The following is a 23,512-nucleotide window of genomic DNA, read 5'->3' as shown; positions in this document are numbered from 1 at the left end:
ATGTTATTCTCTTATTTTTATTTCACATACTTTTTAAACAGTGGATAGCCCATTCCCAATAACTTGGCATATAGGTTAGGAGCTGCACGCTTCATCCACCAAAACAATTTGGCATCTGGCTGAGGAATGGTATACAACTTACCAGCATCGAGATGATCCAGCGTTTTGATTGCTACTTGCTCACTACTCACAAATGCATGATTCATCAACAAATCATCGGCTAATCCAGCATAATGCTGAGGTAAACGCCCATGCTTCATAATATTGGTTGGAACCAAGGTTGGACACAGCACATTGACGCGTATATTGGCACTACGCAACTCTGCCGCCAGCGTTTCAGATAGTGCCAGCACACTTGACTTGGTCACGTTATAGGCGGTCATTTCAGGGGCCGCTGTAAACCCCGCTGCCGAGGCAACATTTATAATTGCCCCATAGCCTTGTTGTTTAAATTGAGGTACAAAATAATGGCAACCATGTATTACCCCCCATAAATTGACCTGCATACACCACTGCCAATCTGCCAAACTGACTTCATCAAACTTCCCACCTAAGCCCACGCCTGCATTATTAATAATGAGTGTGGTGCTATGCCCCATCAATTGTTCGGCTTGATCAGCCAAAGCCTTGACCTGATCTGCATCCCCTACATCACACTGCAAGGCATAACTCGCGGTTGGATATTTTGCATGAATTAAAGCCACCGTTTCTTTAGCCGCGGCAAGATTGAGGTCGGCACATATCACGCGACTGCCACGCTTCGCCAGCTCTAAGGCAAAACTGCGCCCAATACCACTCCCTGCGCCTGTCACCACGGCATAAGCTTGATAACTTGGTTTGGAGCTGTGATTAAATTTCAACATTTCAATCCCTCTCTCCTTAACAACGTAAAGCTGGGGTAAATTCCCGCGTAAAATATGGCAATAAAATGCCATGTTCGGGATGTAGCAGTTTCTCTTTGTAATAACTTAAGTAGGCAGAAGTATCATGATCATTGGGGTGAAAATCAGGACGTAAATAGTCAAAAATATGCCGAAAAGTGCTGCCATAGACGCCATCTTTAAAACCAAAAATTAAACGCACACTCTGCGGCAGTTCCTTCCAATACCCCCAACGGATTAAGTTTTTCGGTTGTCGATAGAATGGCACCAAAACAGCCGCGGCTGAAATCAGCACCAGAATGGTAATTAATGCAGGAAAAAAACCGGCTACGCGTAAGGCATAATTATTAGAAAGCGATTGAAACACATCATAGGCAATATCTTTGTGTTCAGATTCTTCCAGCATGTGCCACATCCAGATGGCACGTTGTTTCTCATCTTGCGAACGAAAGAATATCGCTTCATGTTGCATCATATATTCAGCCAGTACTGCCGTAAAATGCTCAATACCAGCCATTAAAGACAACTTCATGGGTTGCGGTAAGCGATTAAAGCCATATTCGAAGACCCAACCTGCCCATGTCCGAAATAACTGCACAGGATAATCAACCTGCAATAAAGCATCGTTTAATTCATTGTGCATTTTGGAGTGAATGGCTTCCTGCCCAATTAAAGCCGTGACCCGCTGCTTTAATAACGGATCTTTGAGCAAGTCGCGATGATAACGCGCAGTATCTATCACCAAATCTTCGCCAAACGTCAGGAAAATCGAGAGGGATGCAAAATATGCACTGGCCAATTCTGCATTCAAAAAAAACTTATGATCAATCTGCTGGGGATCAAAATCAAAACGCATATGCCGAATCGGAATCATCGCTGACTGCTGTTTGGCATCAAATTTAGGGCCTGAAAATACATAGCGAAATGTATTTTTGAATGGCGTAATGAATTGCATACGGAATCCTTATTTTTCTACTGTAATTGCAACTTGCCAGCCCTACACCATCAAATTGGTCGGGGCTACAGTAAAAAATTAAGGGAGCTGTAAATCTATGCCATTAGCAATTCAATTCATTTGATTTGCAATTTATGCCTTTCCCCACGCTTGTCGGACAGTTTAAAGTGAGAATTATCTGGACGGGACAGAATCATGCTTTGCGTGCCAAGAACGGAATACAGTCCTCATAAGCACGACAGTCCTGCCGCTGCGCTCTTTTTATAAAATAGTCTTGAACCATTTGCGCCTGTTGCTCTATGCCATAATTCAAAAATAATTTACCTTGCTGCAAAACATAGCGATAACGACGATCAAAGATGGCTAAACGTACCACCGCAATTCCATGCTGAAATTGCCAAACATGAGTCATTTCATGAATAAACCAAGATTGCACACGTAAAGCGCTTTTAGAAAAATCTTCGCAGTAATTTTGTGGATGAAAATAAATCTGCCCGTTGGGACTGAGCGCATAATTTTTCAGTATCAGTTTATGCGCCACAATTTGGACTCGGTCCAGTGTTATGCTGTCTGCGAAGATACTGCGAACCAATGCTTTTTCACCTACTGTCAGCTCCCTGCGAGAGACTACGCCAAACCCGCGGAATTGCTGCATCAGTGTTGATAAGTATCGCGGCATATCTCTAACCTTTTCAGTGAAATAAAATATACAATTCATCTGTTATTATGAACAAATCTGCTGAATGCAAATAAGAATTTTTTTTGGATTTATACACTACATTTGTCGCAATTCGTATATAGTATCAACGCAAATTATTTATTTATTATTTTGTCGTTAATTACACAGTACTGAACCCACAACGATAAAAAACTCAGTCGTCTGTGTATACATCCCTATAGCTTTAGGATTAAGTTGGAATGAAAAGTTTTAAGATTGCCCTAGCACAATTCTCTCCGCACATTGGCAATATCGAAGCAAATGCTGAAAAAATGCAACAATTGGCAAATGAAGCCAAAAAGCAACAATCAGATTTAATTATCTTCCCAGAATTATCAACGATTGGATATCCAGCAGAAGATTTATTACTCCGCCCAAGTTTATCTAAACGTACTGAAACCGCCTTCGAACAACTGCGTCAAGTAAAAGACATCGTCATGGTGTTTGGTTTTGTGAACCAAACTGAAGATGGTCAACGCTACAACTCAGCAGCGGTCATGAAAGATGGAAAAATTCTGGGTATCTATAACAAACAGAATTTACCAAACTACGGTGTCTTTGATGAAAAGCGTTACTTCAACGAGGGTCATCAGCACTTAGTCTTTGAATATCTAGGGCACAAATTTGGCTTACTTATTTGTGAAGACATTTGGTCACTCAATACGGTTCAACAATTGGCACAACTCAATGTTGAAACGGTACTGGTACTGAATGCATCCCCTTATGAAGTAGGTAAACCGCAGCATCGTATTGATACCATGCAAGCGTTGGCGAAGCAGCTAAATATTAATTTGGTCTACGCCAACCAAGTGGGTGGTCAAGACGACTTGATCTTTGATGGAACCAGTTTCGTCATCAATAAAGATGGTGCTGTTGCCTTACAAGCACCGAGTTTTAAAGAAGCATTATTTTATGCAGACTACCAAGTAGAACAGCAAAGCTTCCAAATTGCAGAAAATGAGCCAACACTTGGCACTATGGCTGAAATTTACCAAGCTTTGGTCATGGCAACCCGTGATTATGTTCAACGTTCAGGATTTCCAGGTGTCATTCTTGGACTATCCGGTGGTATTGACTCAGCCTTAACGCTGGCAATTGCTGTTGATGCAATTGGTGCGGACAAAGTACAAGCCGTCATGATGCCTTATACTTATACTTCACAAATCAGTGTAGAAGATGCCGCAGCGCAAGCCAAAACGATGGGCATTACCTTCGGCATTGCTGAAATCAATCCAATTGTAAATAGCTTTATGCAGACGCTTTACCCATTCTTTGGTAATGCACCTGCCGATGCGACCGAAGAAAACCTTCAAGCACGTGCACGTGGAACGCTGTTAATGGGGCTTTCAAATAAGTTTGGCAATCTGGTGCTTTCGACAGGTAACAAATCTGAACTTGCAGTGGGTTATTGCACACTTTACGGCGATATGGTCGGTGGCTTTGCGGTACTCAAAGATGTGTACAAAACCATTGTATTTGAATTGGCAAAATACCGTAACAGCATTGCAGAAACCCCAGTCATTCCTGAACGCGTAATTACTCGCCCACCGTCTGCCGAATTACGTCATGATCAAACCGATCAGGACTCTTTACCGCACTATGATGTTTTGGATGCGATTCTTTATGCCTACATTGAAGAAGATCAAAGCCAAGATGACATCATTGCCAAGGGCTTTGATGCAGAAGTCGTAAAGAAAGTGATTCGCCTCGTCGACTTTAACGAATACAAACGTCGCCAAGGTGCTATCGGCCCACGTATTAGCTCACGTGCCTTTAGCCGTGAACGTCGTTATCCGATCATCAATGGCTGGAAAGCTGGCGTTTAAGTCTAGATAAAAACAAAAAGCCCAAACAACTGTTTGGGCTTTTTTATAGCTACTTTTTTTTAAATATATTTTTCACGCACAAAAAAAGAGACCAAGCTGAGAGCTTGGTCTATAAAAATGGTGGCTATGACGAGACTTGAACTTGTGACCCCCGCATTATGAGTGCGGTGCTCTAACCAACTGAGCTACATAGCCGTAAACTGTGTGCGCATTATGCAAAGTTCAAAGCCCAGCGTCAACCCTTTTTATACGCAAATGATCACCGAATAAACAAAAACACTTTAAACCATCAAATTTATAGCAAGCCACTCTTTTTAAACTTATTTTTATGCCGCATGCTGTACTGAAGTCGGCAAAATTTCTGCGAAAGATCATGAAAAAGAAATTCTATTTTTACTTCATGCTAAGTACAGCTGCATTGAGCAGTTGTCAGCGTATATCCACTGATGAGCGACTATAACGGTGTACGACGTGATGTTGCGAGCTATATCAACGCCAATCCTTTGTTTAACCTCAAAGATCGAGAACTCTTGGTTAACTCTGCCCAAGGACAACAAAAAATTCTGACCATAGATGGTTTATACCTCACAGAGCAACATAAGCTCGCTTTAGAGACAGTCGAAGCACGCTACTGCTCTAGTCAGCATATCAGCTTAAAAAAATTGAATTTAGTCGATCGTAAAATCTTTGCCCTAGCAGAACAACAGACCAATTTGCAGCAGATTCAAAACTTGCAGATGCGGATTAACTTTACCGCGGATACGCTTGACTGCACGAGTAAATTTTAAAATACAAAACTAATTTATAACTTTGACTTTTTTCAGGCAAAAAAAATCACGTTATAGGAACGTGATTTATAAAATGGTGGCTATGACGAGACTTGAACTTGTGACCCCCGCATTATGAGTGCGGTGCTCTAACCAACTGAGCTACATAGCCGTAAACTGTGCGCGCATTATGTGTTTTTCTCTGCGGTACGTCAAGTACCTAATGCACTTAATTGATCAAAATTTGATGAAGTGAGCCGATAAGCCGGGTTCTGTCGTGAACGATCATTCCTCTAGGCGTACAATCACTCATACGCTCCAGCGACCTACCCGGATCCAGCATGGGCCATGCCTAAAGGATCCCTATTTGGTCTTGCTTCCGGTGGGGTTTACCATGCCATGAACTGTTACCAGTCATGCGGTGCGCTCTTACCGCACCCTTTCACCCTTACCTCCGATTCCAATTGCTCGAAACCATAATGAAGGCGGTCTACTCTCTGCTGCACTTTCCGTCGGCTCACGCCGCCCAGGCGTTACCTGGCACCTTGCCCGTTGAAGCCCGGACTTTCCTCCCCTGCTTTAGTCACGGAGACCTCCACAGCAGCGATCGTCTGGCTCACTTCGAAGGCGCATCTTACCAAATTTAAAAACTATTTGCTTGTGCTTTTTTGAGCAATTAAACGTTGATACTTTTCCATCAACTGTTCTTGGCTTTCCGCATGATTGGGATCTAGCGGAATACAATCTACAGGACAGAACAGTTGGCACTGTGGCTGATCATGATGCCCGACACATTCTGTACAAAGATCAGGGTTAATTTCGTAAATCAGTTCACCCATGAAAATTGCTTCATTTGGACAAACAGGCTCACAAACATCACAATTGATGCATTCATCAGTTATATATAAAGACACTCTACCAACCTTGTTGATGCTTCTGCTCAAAGGCTTTGACCACCGCTTCAGGAACGAATTTGGTGACATCGCCTTTCAGACGTGCAATTTCACGAATTAACGTGGAAGAAATAAATGAATATTGTTCAGATGGAGTCAAGAATACTGCTTCAAAACGTGAATCTAATTGACGGTTCATATTTGCCAATTGAAATTCATATTCAAAATCAGAGACGGCACGCAAACCACGCAATACCGCTGTGGCATTTTGTTCACGGAAAAAATTCACCAATAAACCATCAAAACCAACAAATTCAACATTCGGAAGATGGCTCAGAGAAGCCTGTGCCAGTTCAACGCGCTCTTCTAACTTGAACAAAGGATTCTTATGGTGTCCAATCGCAATTGCAACAACCACCTCATCAAACATTTTAGACGCCCGAGTAACGAGGTCTACATGTCCATTGGTAATTGGATCAAATGTTCCTGGATAGATTACGCGAGTTTTAGACATCCATTTGTACTCTGATTCATTTTATTGGGGGCTATTTTAACAAAATCTTGTTTTTTTGGCGAAGAAACTCTATAAATTTGAAAAATCTTCACTATTTGGTCAAATATTAGTACGCATTTTCATTTTTTAAAATAGCCTATCCATCAGACGACAAGCTCTTCGCTTTATATTAAAGCGGGCCTAGAGCATTTAAGAATTGTCAGTGCCATCATGTTACGGCACAATAGTCATAACTTTGGAAGTGACGAATTATGGCGAAAGCAACTGTAGTGAAGAAACATAATGGCGGAACGATTGCGCAAAATAAGCGCGCACGCCATGATTATTTCATTGAAGAAAAATTTGAAGCAGGACTCTCCTTACAAGGTTGGGAAGTCAAATCCTTACGTGCTGGCCGTATGACACTGACGGAAAGCTATATTTTATTTAAAAATGGTGAAGCCTATTTATTTGGTGCACAAATTCAACCGCTTTTATCTGCATCTACGCATGTTGTGCCTGAAGCAACACGTACGCGTAAATTGCTGCTGAATCGTAATGAAATTGCCAAATTGTTGGGTGCAGTCAACCAAAAAGGGTTCTCATGTGTCCCTTTAGCCTGCTACTGGAAAGGTCCATTAGTCAAGTTGGAAATTGCTTTAGTTAAAGGTAAGCAACTGCACGACAAGCGTGCTACAGAAAAAGACCGCGATTGGCAACGTGATAAAGCCCGCCTATTTCACAAATAACAAAAACCTCCCGATTGGGAGGTTTTTTATGAAACGCATGGATCAATAGTCAGCCTTTAACTCGACTAAATATTTACCAAACTTACGTGCTGTTTCCAAGTCCCCTTCGGGTGGGGTAACTTCCACACTAGCATTGTCTGACTGTGTCATTAAGCCCAAAAAACTGGACATACGATTAATATCTTGCAGACCACGTCCCGTTGGCATAAACGGTAAACCTGCCCATAACATACCATGCTGCATCGCAAACAGATTAATCTGCTGCAATACCGCCAATTTATCGCCACTTAAGCCACCACCATTGGTAAATCCTGCCGCAAGCTTGCCCTGCCATGCACGAGCCAACCAGCGCTTGGAAGAGTCTTCCATAAATTGCTTAAGTGCAGAAGTCAGACTGCCCATATAGGTTGGACAGCCCATAATAATAATATCAGCTTGATCTAGAAGCTCCCATTGCACTGCGGCAACAGAAATCAGGTGCACATCTGCACCGGCCTGCTCTGCGCCTTGCGCAATATATTGCGCCACCTTAGCCGTATGACCATAAGGACTATGATAAACCACACACACATGAACAGGAGCAGGAGAAACAAGATCAGTGACAGACATGGAAACTTTTAAAACCAAATAATTAAGTCAAGTTTAACACTTTTCGCTCGTCGGAGGGAGAGCAGGCAAAATCAAAACATTACACCTTGCTTAACAGGCACAGGGCTCATTTTAAAAATACAAACGTCGCCATACGACCCGTCTTAGTATTACGGCGATATGAATAATATTCTTCCGCTTGGCGGTAGGTACATTGATCCCCACCTAAAATCTTCGATACCCCATGTTGCTGCAAGATATAGCGAGCAATCGCATATAAATCGGCAAAGTATTTCCCTGGTTCTTTGGCTGGTTCAAAAGCAGAGCTTAATGCAGGATATTTGGCGCAAAAAGTTTGTTTAACTTCAGCCCCAACTTCAAAACATGGCTGACTAATTGCAGCTCCTAACCACGCCCAAGCCGGTGGATGTTGCATCGCAGCAATGGTGTTTTCGACAATTCCATGCGCCAGTCCACGCCAACCGGCATGTAAATTGGCAACCTCTTGGGCATCGGCATCCCCTAAAACAATCGGCAGACAATCTGCCGTCATCATCATTAAGGCATGTTGTTTGCGCTGTGTGACCAGACCATCACCTTCAGGGGCAGCAAAATGAATTTGTTCATCCACGCGGTGACAGATTGTGCTATGGGTTTGCGTCATCCATGTGATTCTATCCACCCCAAAACTAGAAAAATCTTCGAGCAATTGCATACGATGCTGCTGTACACGTTTCGCATCATCTTGAACATGCAATGCTAAATTAAAGCCTTTTAACTCAGGCTGATCCGTAGCCAAGGCATGCGCATGATGTACGCGGGTTTGCCCTACACAGATCCCTTCTGGCAATCCTTGAACAAATTGCATGTTTTATTCCTTATTATAAAATCTTCATTCTTCACGGTACGACTGATGGAAAGCCATACCGTGAAGTCATTTCAAGTCAAAGACTTAATAGGCGGCGTCTTCGCTACGCAAAACATCAACTAAGGCGGCAAAATCTTCTGCCCATGGTGCTTCGAACATCATGTCTTTACCTGTACGTGGGTGAACTAGGCCCAACTGCGCAGCATGCAATGCCTGACGTTTAAATGTACGCAAGGTATCATTCAAAAGTTCAGATGCACCCGCTGGTACTCGAACACGCGGCATATAAACCTGATCACCCACTAGGCCAAAACCGATGTAAGAAAAATGCACACGAATCTGATGGGTACGACCGGTTTCCAAACGCGCTTGGATGCGGGTAAAATGTTGGAAACGCTCTTTCACGTTGTAATGTGTGACTGCATCTTTACCGCCTGGTAATACCGTCATTTTCACGCGATCCACTGGATGACGTTTAATCGGCTCATCAATCGTGCCGCCTGCAATCACGTTGCCATACACGATTAAATCATAAACACGGTACACCGATTTATTCGCCAATTGCTTGCTTAAAGCGAACTGCGCTTCGAGGTTTTTCGCAACCACCAATAAGCCGCTGGTGTCTTTATCAATACGATGTACCAAGCCTGCACGTGATAATTCAGCCGCTTTCGGATAATGATATAACAGTGCATTCACCAGAGTTCCTGAAGTATTGCCAGCACCTGGATGCACGACCATACCGACCGGTTTATTAATGACAATAATGTCATCATCTTCATAGACAATATTTAAAGGAATATTTTCAGGCTGGCTGGTGGTCTGTGCTTCAAGCTCAACATCGAGTGTAAGCAGCTCATTTCCTTCAGATTTGTACTTTGGTTTGACAATGTTACCATTTACCAACAAATGCCCGTCCTTTAGCCACTGCTTGAGTTTTTCGCGTGAAAAGTCGCTCCAAACATTGGCCGCAACCTGATCAATACGTTGCCCGAGGTAGCTCTCATCCAATTGAAATTGCAACGATAAACGTGTTGCAGTTGCATCAGAAGTATGGTTATCTGCTTCGTCTGTTTCTTCAAGTAAATTGAAATCAGTTTCTGCAAAATTTGTATCAGTAGATTGTGCTTGGGTCATTTGATCATTCAAACAAAAGTGGTTTAATAGCGCAATTGTAGCTCATTGCCCGTAATAACAGAGGAATTTTTATGTCGCTACCACGTTATAAAATTACAATGCTCGCTCTTTCTTTAGGCATTGCGTCTGCAATGGTGGGCTGTAGCAGTAATCCAAAAAAAGAAGTGGTGGATACAGGCCCACAATTAAGTGAGCAAGTGTATATACAAAAAGCTGAGAAAGCGCTGGATAACGGTCAATATACTGATGCAGCCAAGTACCTAGAAGCAATTGATACCTACTACCCGACTGGTGATTATGCACAACAAGCTCAACTCGAGTTGTTGTATACCAAATTCCAGCAAAAAGATTATGAAGCAACCATTAGCCTTGCCGAGCGTTTTATTCGTTTAAATCCGCAGCATCCAAATGTCGATTACGCCTACTATGTGCGTGGTGTCGCGAATATGGAACAGAACTATGATGGTTTAATGCGTTATACCTCATTAAAACAGTCCCATCGTGATACCAGTTATTTAAAACTGGCTTATCAAAACTTTGTCGATTTTATTCGCCGCTATCCATCGAGCACCTATGCGGTTGATGCTGCACAGCGTATGAAATACATTGGCAATGAATTGGCTGAAAGTGAAATGAATGTGGCACGTTTTAATATTAAACGTAAAGCATGGTTGGCTGCTGTAGAACGTTCGCAATGGGTGATTGAGCATTATCCGCAAACACCGCAAATTCCTGAAGCGTTAGCAACAGTGGCATATGGCTATGAAAAGTTGGGCGACCAAGCCACCGCGCAACAATATATTGATGTGTTAAAGCTGAACTATCCAAGCTTGGTTAAATCGGATGGAACTGTAAATTTACGTGCAGCTCGCAAAGAAGGCAGTTGGGTCAACCGTGCAACCTTGGGTGTATTTGGTCGTGAAGAACAAAGTACAATCGAAACACCAAAAACTGCTGCACCTGCTGAGCAACGCAGCCTGACTAACCGTATGACGTTTGGTTTGCTTGATCGTCCTGCAACTTCGACAGAAGCACCCGCATCGAGCACTTCTGCTGAATAAAAACCACAACACATCGTGCAATTTGATTAAGGGCAAGTTATCATACTTGCCCTTTTATATTTTGTGTATCACTTGATCGGACTGATCAAACCATATACAAATAAATAGTTTTCTTTTGCAAAAGTTGGGTTCAAGCAAATCTGGCTTTGCATTTTCATTTTGCTGCATATATCACGATAACGACTATGGCCATTCCTCAGCACACGATAGATCAAATTCTCGATCGAACTGATATTGTCGATTTAATTGGTCAACGCGTGAAACTTAAAAAAACGGGACGCACATACTCAGGTTGCTGCCCGTTTCATCAGGAAAAGTCGCCCTCTTTCCATGTCTATCGTGATAAACAGTATTATCACTGCTTTGGCTGTCAGGCCAATGGTAATGCTATTCGCTTTTTAATGGACATCGACAATCGTAACTTTGTCGATGTAATGAAAGACTTATCGAGCCAAGCAGGCATTGAACTCCCCAAAGATAATCAAGATTCCAAACGTCTATCCTATAAGCGTGAAACCAAGCCCACGCCAGAACAAAAAAAGTCCGTTCTGGAACAAAAATCAGCTTCTATTCCTAGCGCTGTAGCGGCACCCAATACCAATACTCCTATGGATGTAGATTATGATCCATTTGAGCAGTTTCGAAATGTCGATGATCCTTTTGCCCAGTTTGAGCCCTTTCAGGATTTTCATGAAGCACCGGCACAAGATGGTAATCTCTATGACCTGCTGGAAAATGTAGCGCAGTTTTATGAACGACAATTACCACAAAGTCAAAGCGCACAACAGTACTTTAGACACCGTGGCTTAGGCCCAGAAACCATTCAATTCTGGCGTTTAGGCTACGCACCTGAAGACTGGCAACATCTAGAAAAAGCCTTTCCGCAAGACATTCAAGGTTTAAAGTTACTGGGGTTAATTCGTACCAGTGATAGTGGTCGAGATTTTGACCTGCTGCGTGATCGGGTGATTTTCCCGATCCGTGATGCCAAAGGTCGTGTGGTCGGCTTCGGTGGTCGTGCCCTGAATGATGAAATCAAACCCAAATACATCAACTCACCTGATTCCGAAGTGTTTCATAAAAATCAGTTACTCTATGGGCTGTATGAAGGGCGTAAACAAAAAGCCCAAGACTGGCTCATGGTTGAAGGCTACATGGATGTCATTGCGCTACAACAAAATGGCATTTATGGCGCTGTGGCAACATTAGGAACCGCGAGTAATACCGAACATTTAAATATTCTGTTTAAACAGAATAACCGCATTACCATTGCCTTCGATGGCGATGCCGCGGGTCAAAAAGCGGCACGACGCACGCTAGAAATTGCCTTGCCTTTACTCAATGATGGTCGTGAACTGAAGTTCTTTGTCCTGCCAAATGATCATGATCCTGATTCACTGATTCGTCGCGAAGGTTTGGAAAACTTCCAACGCTTATTACAGCAAGCCCCTTTGCTTTCTGACTTTGTCTTTGCGCATTTAACTCAAAATCAGGATATCAGCAGTCCCGAAGGCAAAAGTCTGGTGATGGCAGAACTGCGCCAACTGACTGAACTGTTACCAAAAACAGGCTCCTTCCGTTATTTGCTCAACCAGTCTTTTAAAGAAAAACTCGGCTTTGGCAAACGCTGGACACCGCAGCTCAGTAATGATGCCTCTTTATCGTTTAATATTCGTACCAAAGATGAAGACTTTGCCATCGCAATTCTGATGCATCATCCTTTTTTATATATACATTTTGAAACTTTGCGGGCTTTTGTCCCCAACCACGAATTACTCTCGTATATTTTAACCATTCTGAACCGAATTTTTGATAATTTACCGGATGATCAGGAACTGGCGACCTATTATGTTTTGGGCGCTTGTAGCAGCTATAGTTTAGAAATTGCCGATATTATGCGTCGTACCAATATAGAAGTATTGACCCATGCACCGGAAATGGCAGATAAACTGGCCACCGAATATGCGCTAGCACTACAAGAAAAGTATTTACGCCAAAAACTGAAAGACCCGAATTCACTGTTAGAGTCGCGTAATTTACGCCAGCAACTGAATGAACTGACCAAGAAAATTGGCTTACGTTTACTTTCCTAAGCCAACTTAAATCAATTGATTATTTTTTAGCTTTGCGACGATGTTGCTCAACCTCTGTCAGGCTGTGCTGCAAGTGTTCTAAATAAGCAGGATCTTCCGCTTTTGCCGCTTCTCTTAAAACGATTGAAGTCGGATGTAATAACTTCTGCGTTAAGCGATGGGCAAATTCGCGCATAATCTGCTCGGCATTTTCACCTCTGGCTAAACGTGCTAAGGCCAGCTGTAACTCTTCTTGCTGTAATTCATGCCCGTGCATGCGGTATTGATGAATCGTTGCACCTGCGGCATTGACGCGTTCATGCGTCACCAGCTCAATCGCCAACTGATTGACCATGACTTCGGCTTCAACCGCAGCTTGGCGACGTTGTGCCAGGTTTTCATCTATCACCGACTGTAAGTCGTCCACCCCATAAAGATAAACGCCATCTAAAGATTCCACTTTCGGCTCAATATCACGCGGCACTGCCAAATCGACTAACAGCATCTGCTGATAACGACGTTTCTTTAAAGCGCGTTTGACATCCTGATAAGAAATGACCTGATGCAAACTACCTGTACAGCTAGAAATTACATCGGCACGATATAAGTGCTCAGCCAGTTGTGCAAAATCAATAATTTCCACATCGACCTGATGGGCAATTTCTTGGGCTAGTGACTCGGCACGTTCACGGGTTCGGTTACAAATCAGGACTTTACCCACCCCCATCTCGGCCAAATGTTTAGCGACCAAGCTATTCATTTCACCAGCCGCCACAATCAACACAGTCATTTTTTCAGGTTGGCTAAACACTTGCAACGCCAGCTGTGCAACAGCATAGCCCATGGAAACAGCATGGCTACCCACCGCAGTTTCTGAACGAACTCGCTTCGCAGCATAAAAGGCGTATTCAAAGATTCGGTTTAAATTACCTGAAACAGTATGGGCTTCTTTGGCAATAGAAAGGGCGGATTTAACCTGCCCTAAAATTTGCGGTTCACCCAGCATTAAAGAATCTAGTCCACTGGCCACCCGCATTAAATGCGTAACAGCTTGCGCATTTTCATAACGATAGACATGATTGACCAGTTGCTTAACATCTAAATCATTTGCTTGGGCGAGCCAGTTTAATACCTCATCCGCATTTTCAGAGATGGCATAAACTTCGGTCCGGTTACACGTCGACACCACCACCAAATCATTTAATTCGGTGTTGTGACTTTGCTGAGCAAGCAATACACTGAGCTTTTCGGCATTAAATGCAATTTGCTCACGCAACTCTACAGACGCGGTTTGATGGTTGACCCCCAATGCAAAGAAAGACATATCAGATCATCAATTCATTAAATTTATGCTATTGTGCAACATCGGTGTCATAAAAAGCATTACTTGGATCAAGAAAAATTGCGTCAAACATACAGCCGTATGAACGGCACGACGATAAAGCACTATTCTACCACATTCTTACTGCTTGGTAGCATGGCTTCTCTTCCTCATGTCAGAGCATCAGAGGCAGTTTATCATGCAAATTCAAATAATAATGCCATAAAGCAAAGTATGATAGCCGAATTCGCTTTGGCTTATCATGACATCCCGACCGCTTTACACAACTATACCGTCTTGGCTATTCGCAGCAATTCCACGCTCGTCAAGCAACGCGCCTTAAACATTGCGCTTGAACAGGATGACTTAAAAGCCGCACTGGATATTGCCACCCATTGGGTGGTGCAAGAACCAGAAGATGTCCCTGCCTTATTTTATTTATCTCACATTGCGCTAAAAGCACATGAATATGAGCTGGCAGCAGAAACGCTGGATAAAATTTTAAATATCGACCCGAATGCCGATCTAGAGCAAATTTTGGCCGGAATTTCCCCAGAATCGCAACTCGATCGTGACGTGCTCCTGAAGACCTTAGCTGCCAGCAAAGAAAAAGATAACCCTTCCGTACTGGTGCTGATTGCAGGACTAGAAGCACAAAATGGTCAATTCGAACAAGCACTGACCACCATTAATCGTGCATTACGTAAACGCCCGAAGGTTACAGGCTTTATCCTGATGAAAGCGAATCTGCTGAATGCCTTGGGCAACTCAGAAGAAACCCTGAAATGGTACAGCACATCGAGCCGCAAACATCGCAATAATTTAGAGGTCCGCCTCGCAGAAGCTAAATATCTGATTAAATTAAACCAGTCAGAAACTGCACTCAAAAAACTCGATAGCATTTTAAAAACCTGGCCAAAACAGGAAGAAGCTTTATTTCTTGCTGGCTTAACCAGTATCGATTTAAAACAGTATGAAAACGCTGAAAAATATTTGGTTGAACTCCGCTACTCCGCCCAGTATCAAAACGATGCCTATTACTATTTGGCAGTCAATGCCGAGCGCAAAGAGCACTTTGAAACAGCCAAAGCCTATTACCGCTTGGTGGATGGCAGCCTCTATCCTGTTTCCAGACGCAGCATGATTAACATCTATGCGCAGCAAGACAAACTTCAAGATGCCTTGCGCTTTTTAACCCAAGAGCGCGTCAATTATCCGCAGCACGCCAGTTTTTTATATCAGGCGCAAGCCGATATTTTAAAGCGCATGAACAACAATAAAGCAGCACGTCGCTTATTGGATGAAGCCATTAAAAATCTGCCCGATGATCCCGACCTGATTTATGCCGAAGTGCTATTACTCGATCCCTTTCAAGATCGGGCCAAGTTGGAACAGTTACTCAACAGATTACTGGAAATCGAACCGAATAGTCCGACCTATCTCAATGCTTATGCCTACACGCTTGCCTTGCAAAACCGACGTTTAGATGATGCTCGGCATTATGTTGAACTGGCCTTAGAATACACCCCAGATCAAGCTTCTATTTTAGATACCTTGGGCTATATCACCTATTTACAGAATGATTTTGAAACATCGGCTCAGGTGCTTGCTAAAGCTTATACCTTAAGCAATAGTGTCTCGATTGGCGTGAGATATGCCAAAGCTTTGTATATGCAAGGGAAAATTGCAGAATTTAGCGCGGTGTTACAACAATTAAAACAAAAACATCCAAATGATCCGCAATTGGAACAACTTAATTCGTTACTGTTACCTCAACAAGTGAAAAAGAGCTAATTCATTTTAATGCGTGTATTGTCCAAAGTCGGTCTTACTCTATTGACCAGCAGTGTTTTTGCCCTTGGCGGCTGTCAGCAATTTACTCAACCGCAAATTCCGGCTGAAAGCCCAAGTGCATCAGAGCAGAACAATTTTAATCTGCAAGGTAAAATTGGGGTCAGAACCCCCCAACAATCTGGCAGTGCTTTTTTCACTTGGCAGCAACAACAGCAAGAATTTGATATTGAACTCAGTGGCATTCTCGGTGTTGGCAAAACGCAAATCACAGGTAAACCTGGTGCTGTCAGCCTAAATAGCGCCAAAACAGGACTCATTCAAGCTGCAACACCCGAGGAGCTACTGGAACAAGCTACCGGTTGGCAAGCCCCGATTACGCATTTAATTAACTGGGTACAAGCCCGACCAGCAACCTTACATGCTCAAATCAATAAAGATCCAGCAAACCGCCCTCAGCAAATCATAGAGGATGGTTGGCAAGTCGATTTCAGCTATAACAATACTGCGCAGCTCCCAAATAAATTAGTTCTGAAACAAGAACTTGAATCTGGTAAAGAAAATCGTATTACAATGTTGATTCACAACCGTTAATTTGGCTGGCTATGATTCGTGTACCTTCACCTGCAAAACTGAATTTGTTTTTACATATCACGGGGCGCCGTGAGAGTGGTTATCATGAGTTGCAAAGTATTTTTCAACTCGTCGACTTGTATGACTGGCTAGAATTTGAACCCACGGAGCAAACTGACATTCAGATTCAAGGGTTGAGCAGTGTAGACCTTGAGCAAAACTTAATCTACAAAGCCACACAGATGTTAAAACCCTTTGCCCAGCACCCGACCGGACTTAAAATTCGGATTGAAAAAAATATTCCCATGGGTGCAGGACTTGGAGGCGGATCGTCAAATGCTGCCACCACCCTTATTGTTGTGAACCAACTCTGGCAGTGTGGATTAACGATTGAACAACTTGCAGAATTGGGTGTGAAGCTCGGTGCGGATGTGCCTATTTTTGTTCATGGACAAAATGCATGGGCTGAAGGCATTGGAGAACACTTAACATTCATAGATTTAGCTCAAAAAAGATTCATTGTGCTAAAACCTGACTGTTTTATCAGCACTCAACTACTTTTTTCACAAAAAAAGTTGACAAGAAACACGAAGCCATCTAAATTTTGCGCCTATCAGATAAAGCCATCTGACTTTGGAAATAACTTTGAACCTTTGGCAAGAAGTCTATATCCAGAAGTCGATGAAGCGATGCACTACTTAGATCAGTTCGGTGTTGCAAAGCTTACAGGTACAGGTGCTTGTGTTTTTACTGAGGTAACTGCAGAGATGCACGTTGATGAAATTCTTAAATATGCACCATGTAAAGCTTACTTGGTAAACAGTTTAAATGAATCTCCATTACGTCATTTCCAAGTTCAATAGGGGCGTCGCCAAGTGGTAAGGCAGCGGGTTTTGATCTCGCCATCCGTTGGTTCGAATCCAGCCGCCCCTGCCAATTTTCACCTGTAGATGTATGTATTAGGGGCGTCGCCAAGTGGTAAGGCAGCGGGTTTTGATCTCGCCATCCGTTGGTTCGAATCCAGCCGCCCCTGCCATATACACACATCAAAATTAGGGGCGTCGCCAAGTGGTAAGGCAGCGGGTTTTGATCTCGCCATCCGTTGGTTCGAATCCAGCCGCCCCTGCCAATTTCAAGTTTAAAAGACAGAACACTTCTTTGCTTCTTCTTGTTAATTTACCTTGACATGAACGCGCAAAAATATTAAAGTTCTGCCGCATTAGGGGCGTCGCCAAGTGGTAAGGCAGCGGGTTTTGATCTCGCCATCCGTTGGTTCGAATCCAGCCGCCCCTGCCATCTCATTTCAAACACACCAACCGCCAAGGGTGCTTCATGCCCAATCTTGTCGTTTTTAGTGGAACTGCTCATCCACAATTCGCTCAAAAAGTCGTAAGCCATTTGCACATTCCTTTAGGTGCAGCATCAGTTTCAACCTTCTCTGATGGTGAAATTGCTGTTGAAATCACTGAAAATGTTCGTGGTAAAGACGTATTTATCGTACAACCTACTTGTGCCCCAACTAACGATAACCTGATGGAAATCTTAGTGATGGCTGATGCATTGCGTCGCGCAAGTGCTGGTCGTATAACTGCTGTTATTCCTTACTTCGGTTATGCACGTCAAGACCGTCGTCCTCGTTCATCTCGTGTTCCAATCACTGCAAAAGTTGTCGCAGATATGCTGACTACTGTAGGGATTGACCGTGTTGTAATGATCGACCTACATGCAGACCAAATCCAAGGTTTCTTCGATATCCCTGTAGACAACATCTACGGTACTCCTGCATTGCTTGCTGACTTACGTCAACAGTCTCATGACAACCTTATGGTTGTTTCTCCAGACGTTGGCGGTGTAGTTCGTGCGCGTGCTGTTGCAAAACAAATGGGTGATATTGATCTTGCGATCATCGATAAACGTCGTCAAAAAGCGAATGAATCACAAGTGATGCATTTGATTGGTGATGTGAAAGGTCGTGACTGTGTCATTGTTGATGACATGGTAGATACAGCAGGCACTTTATGTAAAGCTGCTGATGCACTGAAAACATTTGGTGCTCGCCGTGTTGTTGCCTATGCAACTCACCCTGTACTTTCAGGCAAAGCCATTGAGAATTTGAAAAACTCTGTGATCGATGAACTCGTAGTTACAGATACAATTCCATTGTCTGAAGAAGCACAACAGCTTGGTAAGATTCGCCAAGTTTCGGTTGCCAGTATGGTTGCTGAAACAATTCGTCGTATTAACAACGAAGAATCTATTAGCGCAATGTTTGATAGTTATCTATAATATAGCGCTGAAATTCCAAAGCCCTGCCCAGTGCAGGGCTTTGTCTCACTAGGTCGGTCGCAGATCTAGTTTATTTAAACTTAAATTAAGGATGTCTATCATGGCAAACTTCGTATTAAACGCACAAGCACGTGAAGCAGCTAACCAAGGGAAAGGTGCGAGCCGCCGCCTTCGTCACGCTGCACAAGTTCCAGCAATCATCTACGGTGGCAGCGCTGAACCTGTAGCTGTTACTTTAGAACTTCGTGAGCTTGTTAAAGCTTTAGAAAACAACGCTTTCTTTGAAGAAGTTGTTGAAATCAAAGTTGGTGACAAAGTTGAAAGCGTTAAAATCCAAGCGTTACAACGTCACCCAGCTAAAAACACTCCTATGCACGCTGACTTCAAACGCGCATAAGTGTTGAATGGTGTAAATTAGTGTCAAATATTTCGCTAATTGTTGGTTTGGGCAATCCTGGAAAGGAATACGCCCAAACCCGCCATAATGCAGGCTTCTGGTTTGTAGAACGCATTGCAGATAAATATGGCATTACATTAAAAGCCGATCCTAAGTTCCATGGAATTAGTGGTCGCGGTAATATCGAAGGTCAAGACGTCCGTCTGCTTATACCAACAACCTTTATGAACCTTTCAGGCAAAAGTGTTGTTCCCTTCTGCAAATTTTATCAAGTTGCACCTGAAGCAATGTTAATTGCCCATGATGAGCTTGATATGAATCCTGGTGTGATTCGCCTGAAAACAGGCGGCGGTCATGGTGGTCATAATGGACTCCGTGACATTGTTCCACATCTGGGTCCGAATTTTCATCGTCTGCGTATTGGTATTGGTCATCCTGGTTCAAAAGAACGTGTCTCTGGGCATGTGCTTAGCAAAGCGCCAAGCAGTGAACAAGGGTTAATGGATGATGCAATTGACCATGCACTTTCACGACTCAAGTTACTCGTGAATGGTGATATCCAGCAAGCAATGAATCAAATCAATGCTTATAAACCCAACTGAATTTATTTGAATTGTTGAACAATCCTTCTTGCCATGTTGCTCATTTCAGAGCAAAATGCGTTTTTTGCCGATTACTCATCCAGTAAGAAGCGATTGATTTAACCATAAGATAACGGTCTTAGGTCCACTCAGGAGACGCTCGCCATGCTATCTCGTTTATTAAAATGCAAAATTCACCGCGCTGTTGTTACACATGCAGAACTTCATTATGAAGGTTCATGTGCAATTGATGGTGTGTTAATGGATTTAGCTGGCATTCGTGAATACGAAGAAATCCATGTTTGGAACGTTACCAACGGTAAACGTTTCGCAACATATGCGATTCGCGGTGAAGATAATTCTGGCATTATCTCTGTGAACGGTGGTGCTGCCCACCAAGCTGATGTTGGTGATCTAGTCATCATTGCAACTTTCGGTGACTTTACCGAAGCTGAAGCCAATGCACACAAACCACGTTTAGTCTACGCGAACCCAGACAATACCGTAAATCACACGGCAAACTGTATTCCTGTACAAGTGGCATAAGATGTTTAAAAAGCTCGCAGATTGCGAGCTTTTTTATTGCTGTGAAAAGATAAAACCCTCTAAGCTCCCCTTCTCATGATTCCTTTCTCTGCTTGCTTGAATCCATAGCTGATTTTCTCAAATGATTTTCAGAAATACAGATAATGCTGTCATTACATGAAAGATCACATTTTTTAAAAATCAGTTTATAATCCATTCACATCGCTTCAGGGCGGGGCGCAATTCCCCACCGGTGGTAATTTCAGTCATAGTATTCCCAATACTGTCTGATTCAGCCCACGAGCATAGAATGTTTATTCATGACATGCAGATTTGGTTCAATGCCAAAGCCGACGGTATAGTCCGGATGAAAGAAGACGACGTTAGCAAACCGACTCTTGATGGCTAAAGTCCATTAGAGTGCTTTGTTACGAGCCTATTTTCAAATGTCCTGAAATGTTCAAGCGTATAATCCACTTACGAGAGCGTTTCAATGTCTAGCTTAATTCAACCTGAAATCTTTTTTTCAGCTCTACCTCCTGCCGAACACCGTATCCAACAAGCTTTAGCCGATATCCGCCAAGGCAAACCAGTCTTGGTCATGGATGATTTTGACCGTGAAAATGAGGCCGATTTGATTATTGCGGCTGAGACTTTAACAGTTGCCACCATGGCACGCATGATTCGTGATGGCTCGGGCATTGTATGCCTATGTCTCACCAATGAGCTTGCCGACCATTTAGAACTGCCACCGATGGTGAGCGATAACTCTAGCCAGTTTAAAACTGCTTTTACCGTGACCATTGAAGCGGCTCAAGGGGTAACAACTGGGGTTTCAGCACAAGACCGTGTAACCACCATTCAAGCAGCTACCCGTACCGGTGCAGTTGCTCGTGATTTAAATCGCCCTGGCCATGTGTTCCCCTTGCGAGCACGAGATGGTGGCGTACTTAGTCGCCGAGGTCATACTGAAGGCACCATCGACCTCGCTCGTTTAGCTGGGCTTAAACCCGCTGGTGTTTTGTGTGAATTAACCAATCCCGATGGAACTATGGCTTCGGGCATTCAAGTATTGGCATATGCAGAAACGCACCAGCTTACGCTGATTACCATTGAGGAACTGGTGCAATATCGCTTAGCTCATCAAGTCTAAGAAATATGCCTCAGCCACTGTGCTGAGGCATACTCAATACTCATTGATCTAGTTTACTGCGCCATAAAGCCAATCCATACATTGCCCACTGATGCTTCGTTTTCAAGTTATTGAGAATATAAGCTATCCCAACCAAAATACATGCACCGATTGCCACAGGAAACACTAAAAAGCTCCAATCATAGTGGACCTGCTGTGCAGATAATAAAATCACCAAAGGATTTGCCCCCGCAGGTGGATGTACACAACGAAAATATTGCATACATGCGATGGCAGCCCCGACTGAAAATGTAATCGATACATAACTGACACCCAACCATTTCAAAAAGCACAAACCAATTGCTGCGGAAATTAGATGTCCGAAAATAATATTGCGTGGTTGTGCGAGTGGCGATTGCGATGCGGCATAAAGCAGTACACAACTGGCTCCAAAAGGCGCCATGATCAAGAGGTGACCACTCCAATCTCCCAATAGCAGCAATGCCAGAATACTTAAGCTACCACCAATAAACCCTCGCAACATGTCATACCCTGAGGGTGTCGAAGACAGTTTCTCTTTGCCTGTAAATATACGCATTGATATTCCCCTGATGTTGTTTTTCGCAAGTCGATAGCTTAAACTCAAAATAGTACAGATCTGTACTATTTACAAGGAATAAATCTACATGTCTAAATCTGCACAGAAAATATTAGATACGGCAGAACAATTATTTAATCAGCAAAGCTTTACCGGCGTTGGGGTTGACTTAATCCGAGATCTATCTGGCTGCTCCAAAACCACCATGTACACCTATTTCCACAACAAGCAACAGCTGGTGATACAAGTTCTAAAAGCACGTGATTTGAAATTTAGACAGAGCCTGTCCACATATATTCAAGGATCTGAAAACTTTGCTGCCATCCATAAAATTTATGACTGGCATATACACTGGTTCCAAACGGATACATTCAAAGGCTGTCTCTTTATTCGTGCCGTTGCAGAAAGTACTGCACAAGATCTAGCTATTCTTGAAATTGCGCAACAACATAAAAGTTGGATCAAAAGTTTGATTTACCAACAAGTTGCGAACTATAAGCACGCCAATGAAATCACTGAATTAAGCTATAATTTTCTAGAAGCACTTATTAGTCGTTTTTTGGTTGATGGTTTTGATCTTGCCCAAGCCGAACAAAATAAGGCATTGCTAGACAAGTTAATTAAAAGCTTAATCAATGAATAACAACACGATTAAGCAATACTAATGTAAATTCCGTAGAGTGCCACGACAATTAAAATGACGCCACAACAAGCTAACAAATGCTGATACAGCTTAGAGCGTGAAAAGCGGTTAAACATCAAATACACACAAGACAGTGTCGCAAAATCGAGTGCAATCCAACTGACGGTCAGAATACTTAAACTCAAATTCAAATTTGGCGTAATCTGTACAAATTGTGGGAAGAAGGAAGCAAAGAAAATAATATCTTTAGGGTTTGAAATGGCGACAAGGAAACCCTGCTTAAATCCACCATTTGCAACCGTGCCTGACGTATTCTCTACTCCAACGTCACCCTGCCAAACTTCTCTTAAAATTTGGATACCCAAATAAACAATATACAGACAGCCTAAAATCTTTACCGCATTGAACCATTGCTCACTCACGGTCAGGAAACCCTTTAAAATGGCAACAGAGGCTGCAATTAAAATCAGAGATGCCAGATTGGTACCAAAAATGGTTTGCAGTGTGCGTCGATAGCCCCCTTTTAAGCCCGCACTCGCCACCAGCAACATCACTGGACCTGGAGTTGCAATCATTACAATGACCGCAAAACAATATAAAAAGTATTCAATATAATTCACAAGTTCTAACTTTCTTTTAGTCCATATTCAGTTGAAA

The 23,512-nt window shown here is 43.0% G+C and carries 25 protein-coding genes, 6 tRNA genes, 1 other RNA gene and 1 riboswitch; of the genes, 18 read left to right on the top strand and 14 right to left on the bottom strand.

Features of this window, described 5'->3' with window-relative positions; all coding sequences use genetic code 11:
• Positions 1–17: 17 nt before the first annotated feature.
• The 3 genes from ACX17N_RS03820 to ACX17N_RS03810 form a co-directional block, all read right to left on the bottom strand.
• Positions 18–863: an SDR family NAD(P)-dependent oxidoreductase gene (locus ACX17N_RS03820; protein ID WP_458891244.1), complete on the bottom strand. Its 846-nt coding sequence runs from the start codon at positions 861–863 to the stop codon at positions 18–20.
• 16 nt (positions 864–879) lie between these two features.
• The gene (locus ACX17N_RS03815) at positions 880–1,836 is read right to left on the bottom strand and encodes a metal-dependent hydrolase (RefSeq protein WP_458891243.1); all 957 of its coding nucleotides are present in this window, start codon (positions 1,834–1,836) and stop codon (positions 880–882) included.
• Between the two features lie 193 nt (positions 1,837–2,029).
• Positions 2,030–2,515 carry a type IV secretion protein Rhs gene (locus ACX17N_RS03810; RefSeq protein ID WP_458891241.1) on the bottom strand — a complete coding sequence of 162 codons (486 nt, stop codon included), beginning with the start codon at positions 2,513–2,515 and terminating at the stop codon, positions 2,030–2,032.
• Positions 2,516–2,754: 239 nt separating this feature from the next.
• On the opposite strand from ACX17N_RS03810, the gene ACX17N_RS03805 reads away from it, so the two are divergent.
• The gene (locus tag ACX17N_RS03805; RefSeq protein WP_458891240.1) at positions 2,755–4,380 is read left to right on the top strand and encodes an NAD+ synthase; all 1,626 of its coding nucleotides are present in this window, start codon (positions 2,755–2,757) and stop codon (positions 4,378–4,380) included.
• A 118-nt stretch (positions 4,381–4,498) separates the two neighbouring features.
• On the opposite strand, the gene ACX17N_RS03800 is transcribed toward ACX17N_RS03805, so the two are convergent.
• Positions 4,499–4,575, bottom strand: a tRNA-Met gene (locus ACX17N_RS03800).
• A 251-nt stretch (positions 4,576–4,826) separates the two neighbouring features.
• Here ACX17N_RS03800 and ACX17N_RS03795 point away from each other — a divergent pair.
• Complete coding sequence (locus ACX17N_RS03795; protein WP_458891239.1) at positions 4,827–5,168, top strand: hypothetical protein; 342 nt, start codon at positions 4,827–4,829, stop codon at positions 5,166–5,168.
• Between the two features lie 74 nt (positions 5,169–5,242).
• Here the strand turns inward: ACX17N_RS03795 and ACX17N_RS03790 are convergent.
• The 4 genes from ACX17N_RS03790 to coaD all read right to left on the bottom strand — a co-directional run bounded on the left by ACX17N_RS03790 (position 5,243) and on the right by coaD (position 6,554).
• Positions 5,243–5,319 (bottom strand) — tRNA-Met (locus ACX17N_RS03790).
• 73 nt (positions 5,320–5,392) lie between these two features.
• An RNA gene (gene rnpB / locus ACX17N_RS03785) (RNase P RNA component class A) lies at positions 5,393–5,770 on the bottom strand.
• 27 nt (positions 5,771–5,797) lie between these two features.
• Positions 5,798–6,061, bottom strand: a complete 264-nt coding sequence (locus tag ACX17N_RS03780) for a YfhL family 4Fe-4S dicluster ferredoxin (protein ID WP_458891238.1) — start codon at positions 6,059–6,061, stop codon at positions 5,798–5,800.
• Position 6,062: 1 nt separating this feature from the next.
• Complete coding sequence (gene coaD / locus ACX17N_RS03775) at positions 6,063–6,554, bottom strand: pantetheine-phosphate adenylyltransferase (RefSeq protein ID WP_458891237.1); 492 nt, start codon at positions 6,552–6,554, stop codon at positions 6,063–6,065.
• Positions 6,555–6,805: 251 nt separating this feature from the next.
• Between coaD and smpB the strand changes: the two genes are divergently transcribed.
• Positions 6,806–7,282 carry an SsrA-binding protein SmpB gene (gene smpB, locus ACX17N_RS03770; protein WP_016165809.1) on the top strand — a complete coding sequence of 159 codons (477 nt, stop codon included), beginning with the start codon at positions 6,806–6,808 and terminating at the stop codon, positions 7,280–7,282.
• A gap of 42 nt (positions 7,283–7,324) precedes the next feature.
• On the opposite strand, the gene ACX17N_RS03765 is transcribed toward smpB, so the two are convergent.
• The 3 genes from ACX17N_RS03765 to rluD form a co-directional block, all read right to left on the bottom strand.
• The gene (locus tag ACX17N_RS03765; protein WP_458891236.1) at positions 7,325–7,891 is read right to left on the bottom strand and encodes a flavodoxin family protein; all 567 of its coding nucleotides are present in this window, start codon (positions 7,889–7,891) and stop codon (positions 7,325–7,327) included.
• Positions 7,892–7,997: 106 nt separating this feature from the next.
• Positions 7,998–8,738 carry a peptidoglycan editing factor PgeF gene (gene pgeF / locus ACX17N_RS03760; protein ID WP_458891235.1) on the bottom strand — a complete coding sequence of 247 codons (741 nt, stop codon included), beginning with the start codon at positions 8,736–8,738 and terminating at the stop codon, positions 7,998–8,000.
• Between the two features lie 84 nt (positions 8,739–8,822).
• On the bottom strand, positions 8,823–9,875 hold the full coding sequence (rluD, locus tag ACX17N_RS03755; RefSeq protein ID WP_458891234.1) for a 23S rRNA pseudouridine(1911/1915/1917) synthase RluD: 1,053 nt from the start codon (positions 9,873–9,875) through the stop codon (positions 8,823–8,825).
• A 71-nt stretch (positions 9,876–9,946) separates the two neighbouring features.
• Here rluD and ACX17N_RS03750 point away from each other — a divergent pair, with 71 nt between their 5' ends.
• Complete coding sequence (locus tag ACX17N_RS03750; RefSeq protein WP_458891233.1) at positions 9,947–10,936, top strand: outer membrane protein assembly factor BamD; 990 nt, start codon at positions 9,947–9,949, stop codon at positions 10,934–10,936.
• A 185-nt stretch (positions 10,937–11,121) separates the two neighbouring features.
• A complete protein-coding gene (locus ACX17N_RS03745; protein WP_458891232.1) occupies positions 11,122–13,029 on the top strand; it encodes a DNA primase in 1,908 nt (635 codons plus the stop codon).
• A 19-nt stretch (positions 13,030–13,048) separates the two neighbouring features.
• Here ACX17N_RS03745 and hemA read toward each other — a convergent pair whose 3' ends face one another.
• Positions 13,049–14,332, bottom strand: a complete 1,284-nt coding sequence (gene hemA, locus ACX17N_RS03740) for a glutamyl-tRNA reductase (protein WP_458891231.1) — start codon at positions 14,330–14,332, stop codon at positions 13,049–13,051.
• A gap of 78 nt (positions 14,333–14,410) precedes the next feature.
• On the opposite strand from hemA, the gene ACX17N_RS03735 reads away from it, so the two are divergent.
• From ACX17N_RS03735 to ribB, 12 genes are all read left to right on the top strand, one after another.
• On the top strand, positions 14,411–16,123 hold the full coding sequence (locus ACX17N_RS03735) for a tetratricopeptide repeat protein (protein WP_458891230.1): 1,713 nt from the start codon (positions 14,411–14,413) through the stop codon (positions 16,121–16,123).
• 9 nt (positions 16,124–16,132) lie between these two features.
• Complete coding sequence (gene lolB / locus ACX17N_RS03730; protein ID WP_458891228.1) at positions 16,133–16,714, top strand: lipoprotein insertase outer membrane protein LolB; 582 nt, start codon at positions 16,133–16,135, stop codon at positions 16,712–16,714.
• An 11-nt stretch (positions 16,715–16,725) separates the two neighbouring features.
• Positions 16,726–17,556: a 4-(cytidine 5'-diphospho)-2-C-methyl-D-erythritol kinase gene (ispE, locus tag ACX17N_RS03725; RefSeq protein ID WP_458891227.1), complete on the top strand. Its 831-nt coding sequence runs from the start codon at positions 16,726–16,728 to the stop codon at positions 17,554–17,556.
• A tRNA-Gln gene (locus ACX17N_RS03720) sits at positions 17,555–17,629 on the top strand. Before ispE ends, ACX17N_RS03720 begins: the two co-directional genes overlap by 2 nt.
• A 25-nt stretch (positions 17,630–17,654) precedes the next feature.
• Positions 17,655–17,729: transfer RNA gene (locus ACX17N_RS03715), tRNA-Gln, on the top strand.
• A gap of 18 nt (positions 17,730–17,747) precedes the next feature.
• Positions 17,748–17,822: transfer RNA gene (locus tag ACX17N_RS03710), tRNA-Gln, on the top strand.
• Positions 17,823–17,914: 92 nt separating this feature from the next.
• Positions 17,915–17,989 (top strand) — tRNA-Gln (locus ACX17N_RS03705).
• A 36-nt stretch (positions 17,990–18,025) separates the two neighbouring features.
• Positions 18,026–18,979, top strand: a complete 954-nt coding sequence (locus ACX17N_RS03700) for a ribose-phosphate pyrophosphokinase (RefSeq protein ID WP_016165799.1) — start codon at positions 18,026–18,028, stop codon at positions 18,977–18,979.
• 100 nt (positions 18,980–19,079) lie between these two features.
• Positions 19,080–19,376, top strand: a complete 297-nt coding sequence (rplY, locus tag ACX17N_RS03695) for a 50S ribosomal protein L25 (protein WP_241628088.1) — start codon at positions 19,080–19,082, stop codon at positions 19,374–19,376.
• Between the two features lie 20 nt (positions 19,377–19,396).
• Complete coding sequence (gene pth / locus ACX17N_RS03690) at positions 19,397–19,978, top strand: aminoacyl-tRNA hydrolase (RefSeq protein WP_458891226.1); 582 nt, start codon at positions 19,397–19,399, stop codon at positions 19,976–19,978.
• A gap of 144 nt (positions 19,979–20,122) precedes the next feature.
• Complete coding sequence (panD, locus tag ACX17N_RS03685) at positions 20,123–20,503, top strand: aspartate 1-decarboxylase (RefSeq protein ID WP_004990637.1); 381 nt, start codon at positions 20,123–20,125, stop codon at positions 20,501–20,503.
• Positions 20,504–20,702: 199 nt separating this feature from the next.
• Positions 20,703–20,865, top strand: a riboswitch (FMN riboswitch).
• A gap of 110 nt (positions 20,866–20,975) precedes the next feature.
• Positions 20,976–21,635: a 3,4-dihydroxy-2-butanone-4-phosphate synthase gene (gene ribB / locus ACX17N_RS03680; protein ID WP_458891225.1), complete on the top strand. Its 660-nt coding sequence runs from the start codon at positions 20,976–20,978 to the stop codon at positions 21,633–21,635.
• A 40-nt stretch (positions 21,636–21,675) separates the two neighbouring features.
• Here ribB and ACX17N_RS03675 read toward each other — a convergent pair whose 3' ends face one another.
• A complete protein-coding gene (locus ACX17N_RS03675) occupies positions 21,676–22,212 on the bottom strand; it encodes an HPP family protein (RefSeq protein ID WP_458891223.1) in 537 nt (178 codons plus the stop codon).
• Positions 22,213–22,300: 88 nt separating this feature from the next.
• Here ACX17N_RS03675 and ACX17N_RS03670 point away from each other — a divergent pair, with 88 nt between their 5' ends.
• Positions 22,301–22,855: a TetR/AcrR family transcriptional regulator gene (locus ACX17N_RS03670; RefSeq protein ID WP_458891222.1), complete on the top strand. Its 555-nt coding sequence runs from the start codon at positions 22,301–22,303 to the stop codon at positions 22,853–22,855.
• An 8-nt stretch (positions 22,856–22,863) separates the two neighbouring features.
• Here the strand turns inward: ACX17N_RS03670 and ACX17N_RS03665 are convergent, their stop codons facing one another.
• On the bottom strand, positions 22,864–23,475 hold the full coding sequence (locus ACX17N_RS03665; RefSeq protein WP_458891221.1) for a LysE family translocator: 612 nt from the start codon (positions 23,473–23,475) through the stop codon (positions 22,864–22,866).
• Positions 23,476–23,512 lie beyond the last annotated feature (37 nt).

The organism is Acinetobacter sp. GXMZU3951, from assembly GCF_054457875.1.
This window is presented reverse-complemented; position numbering and strand designations above follow the sequence as displayed.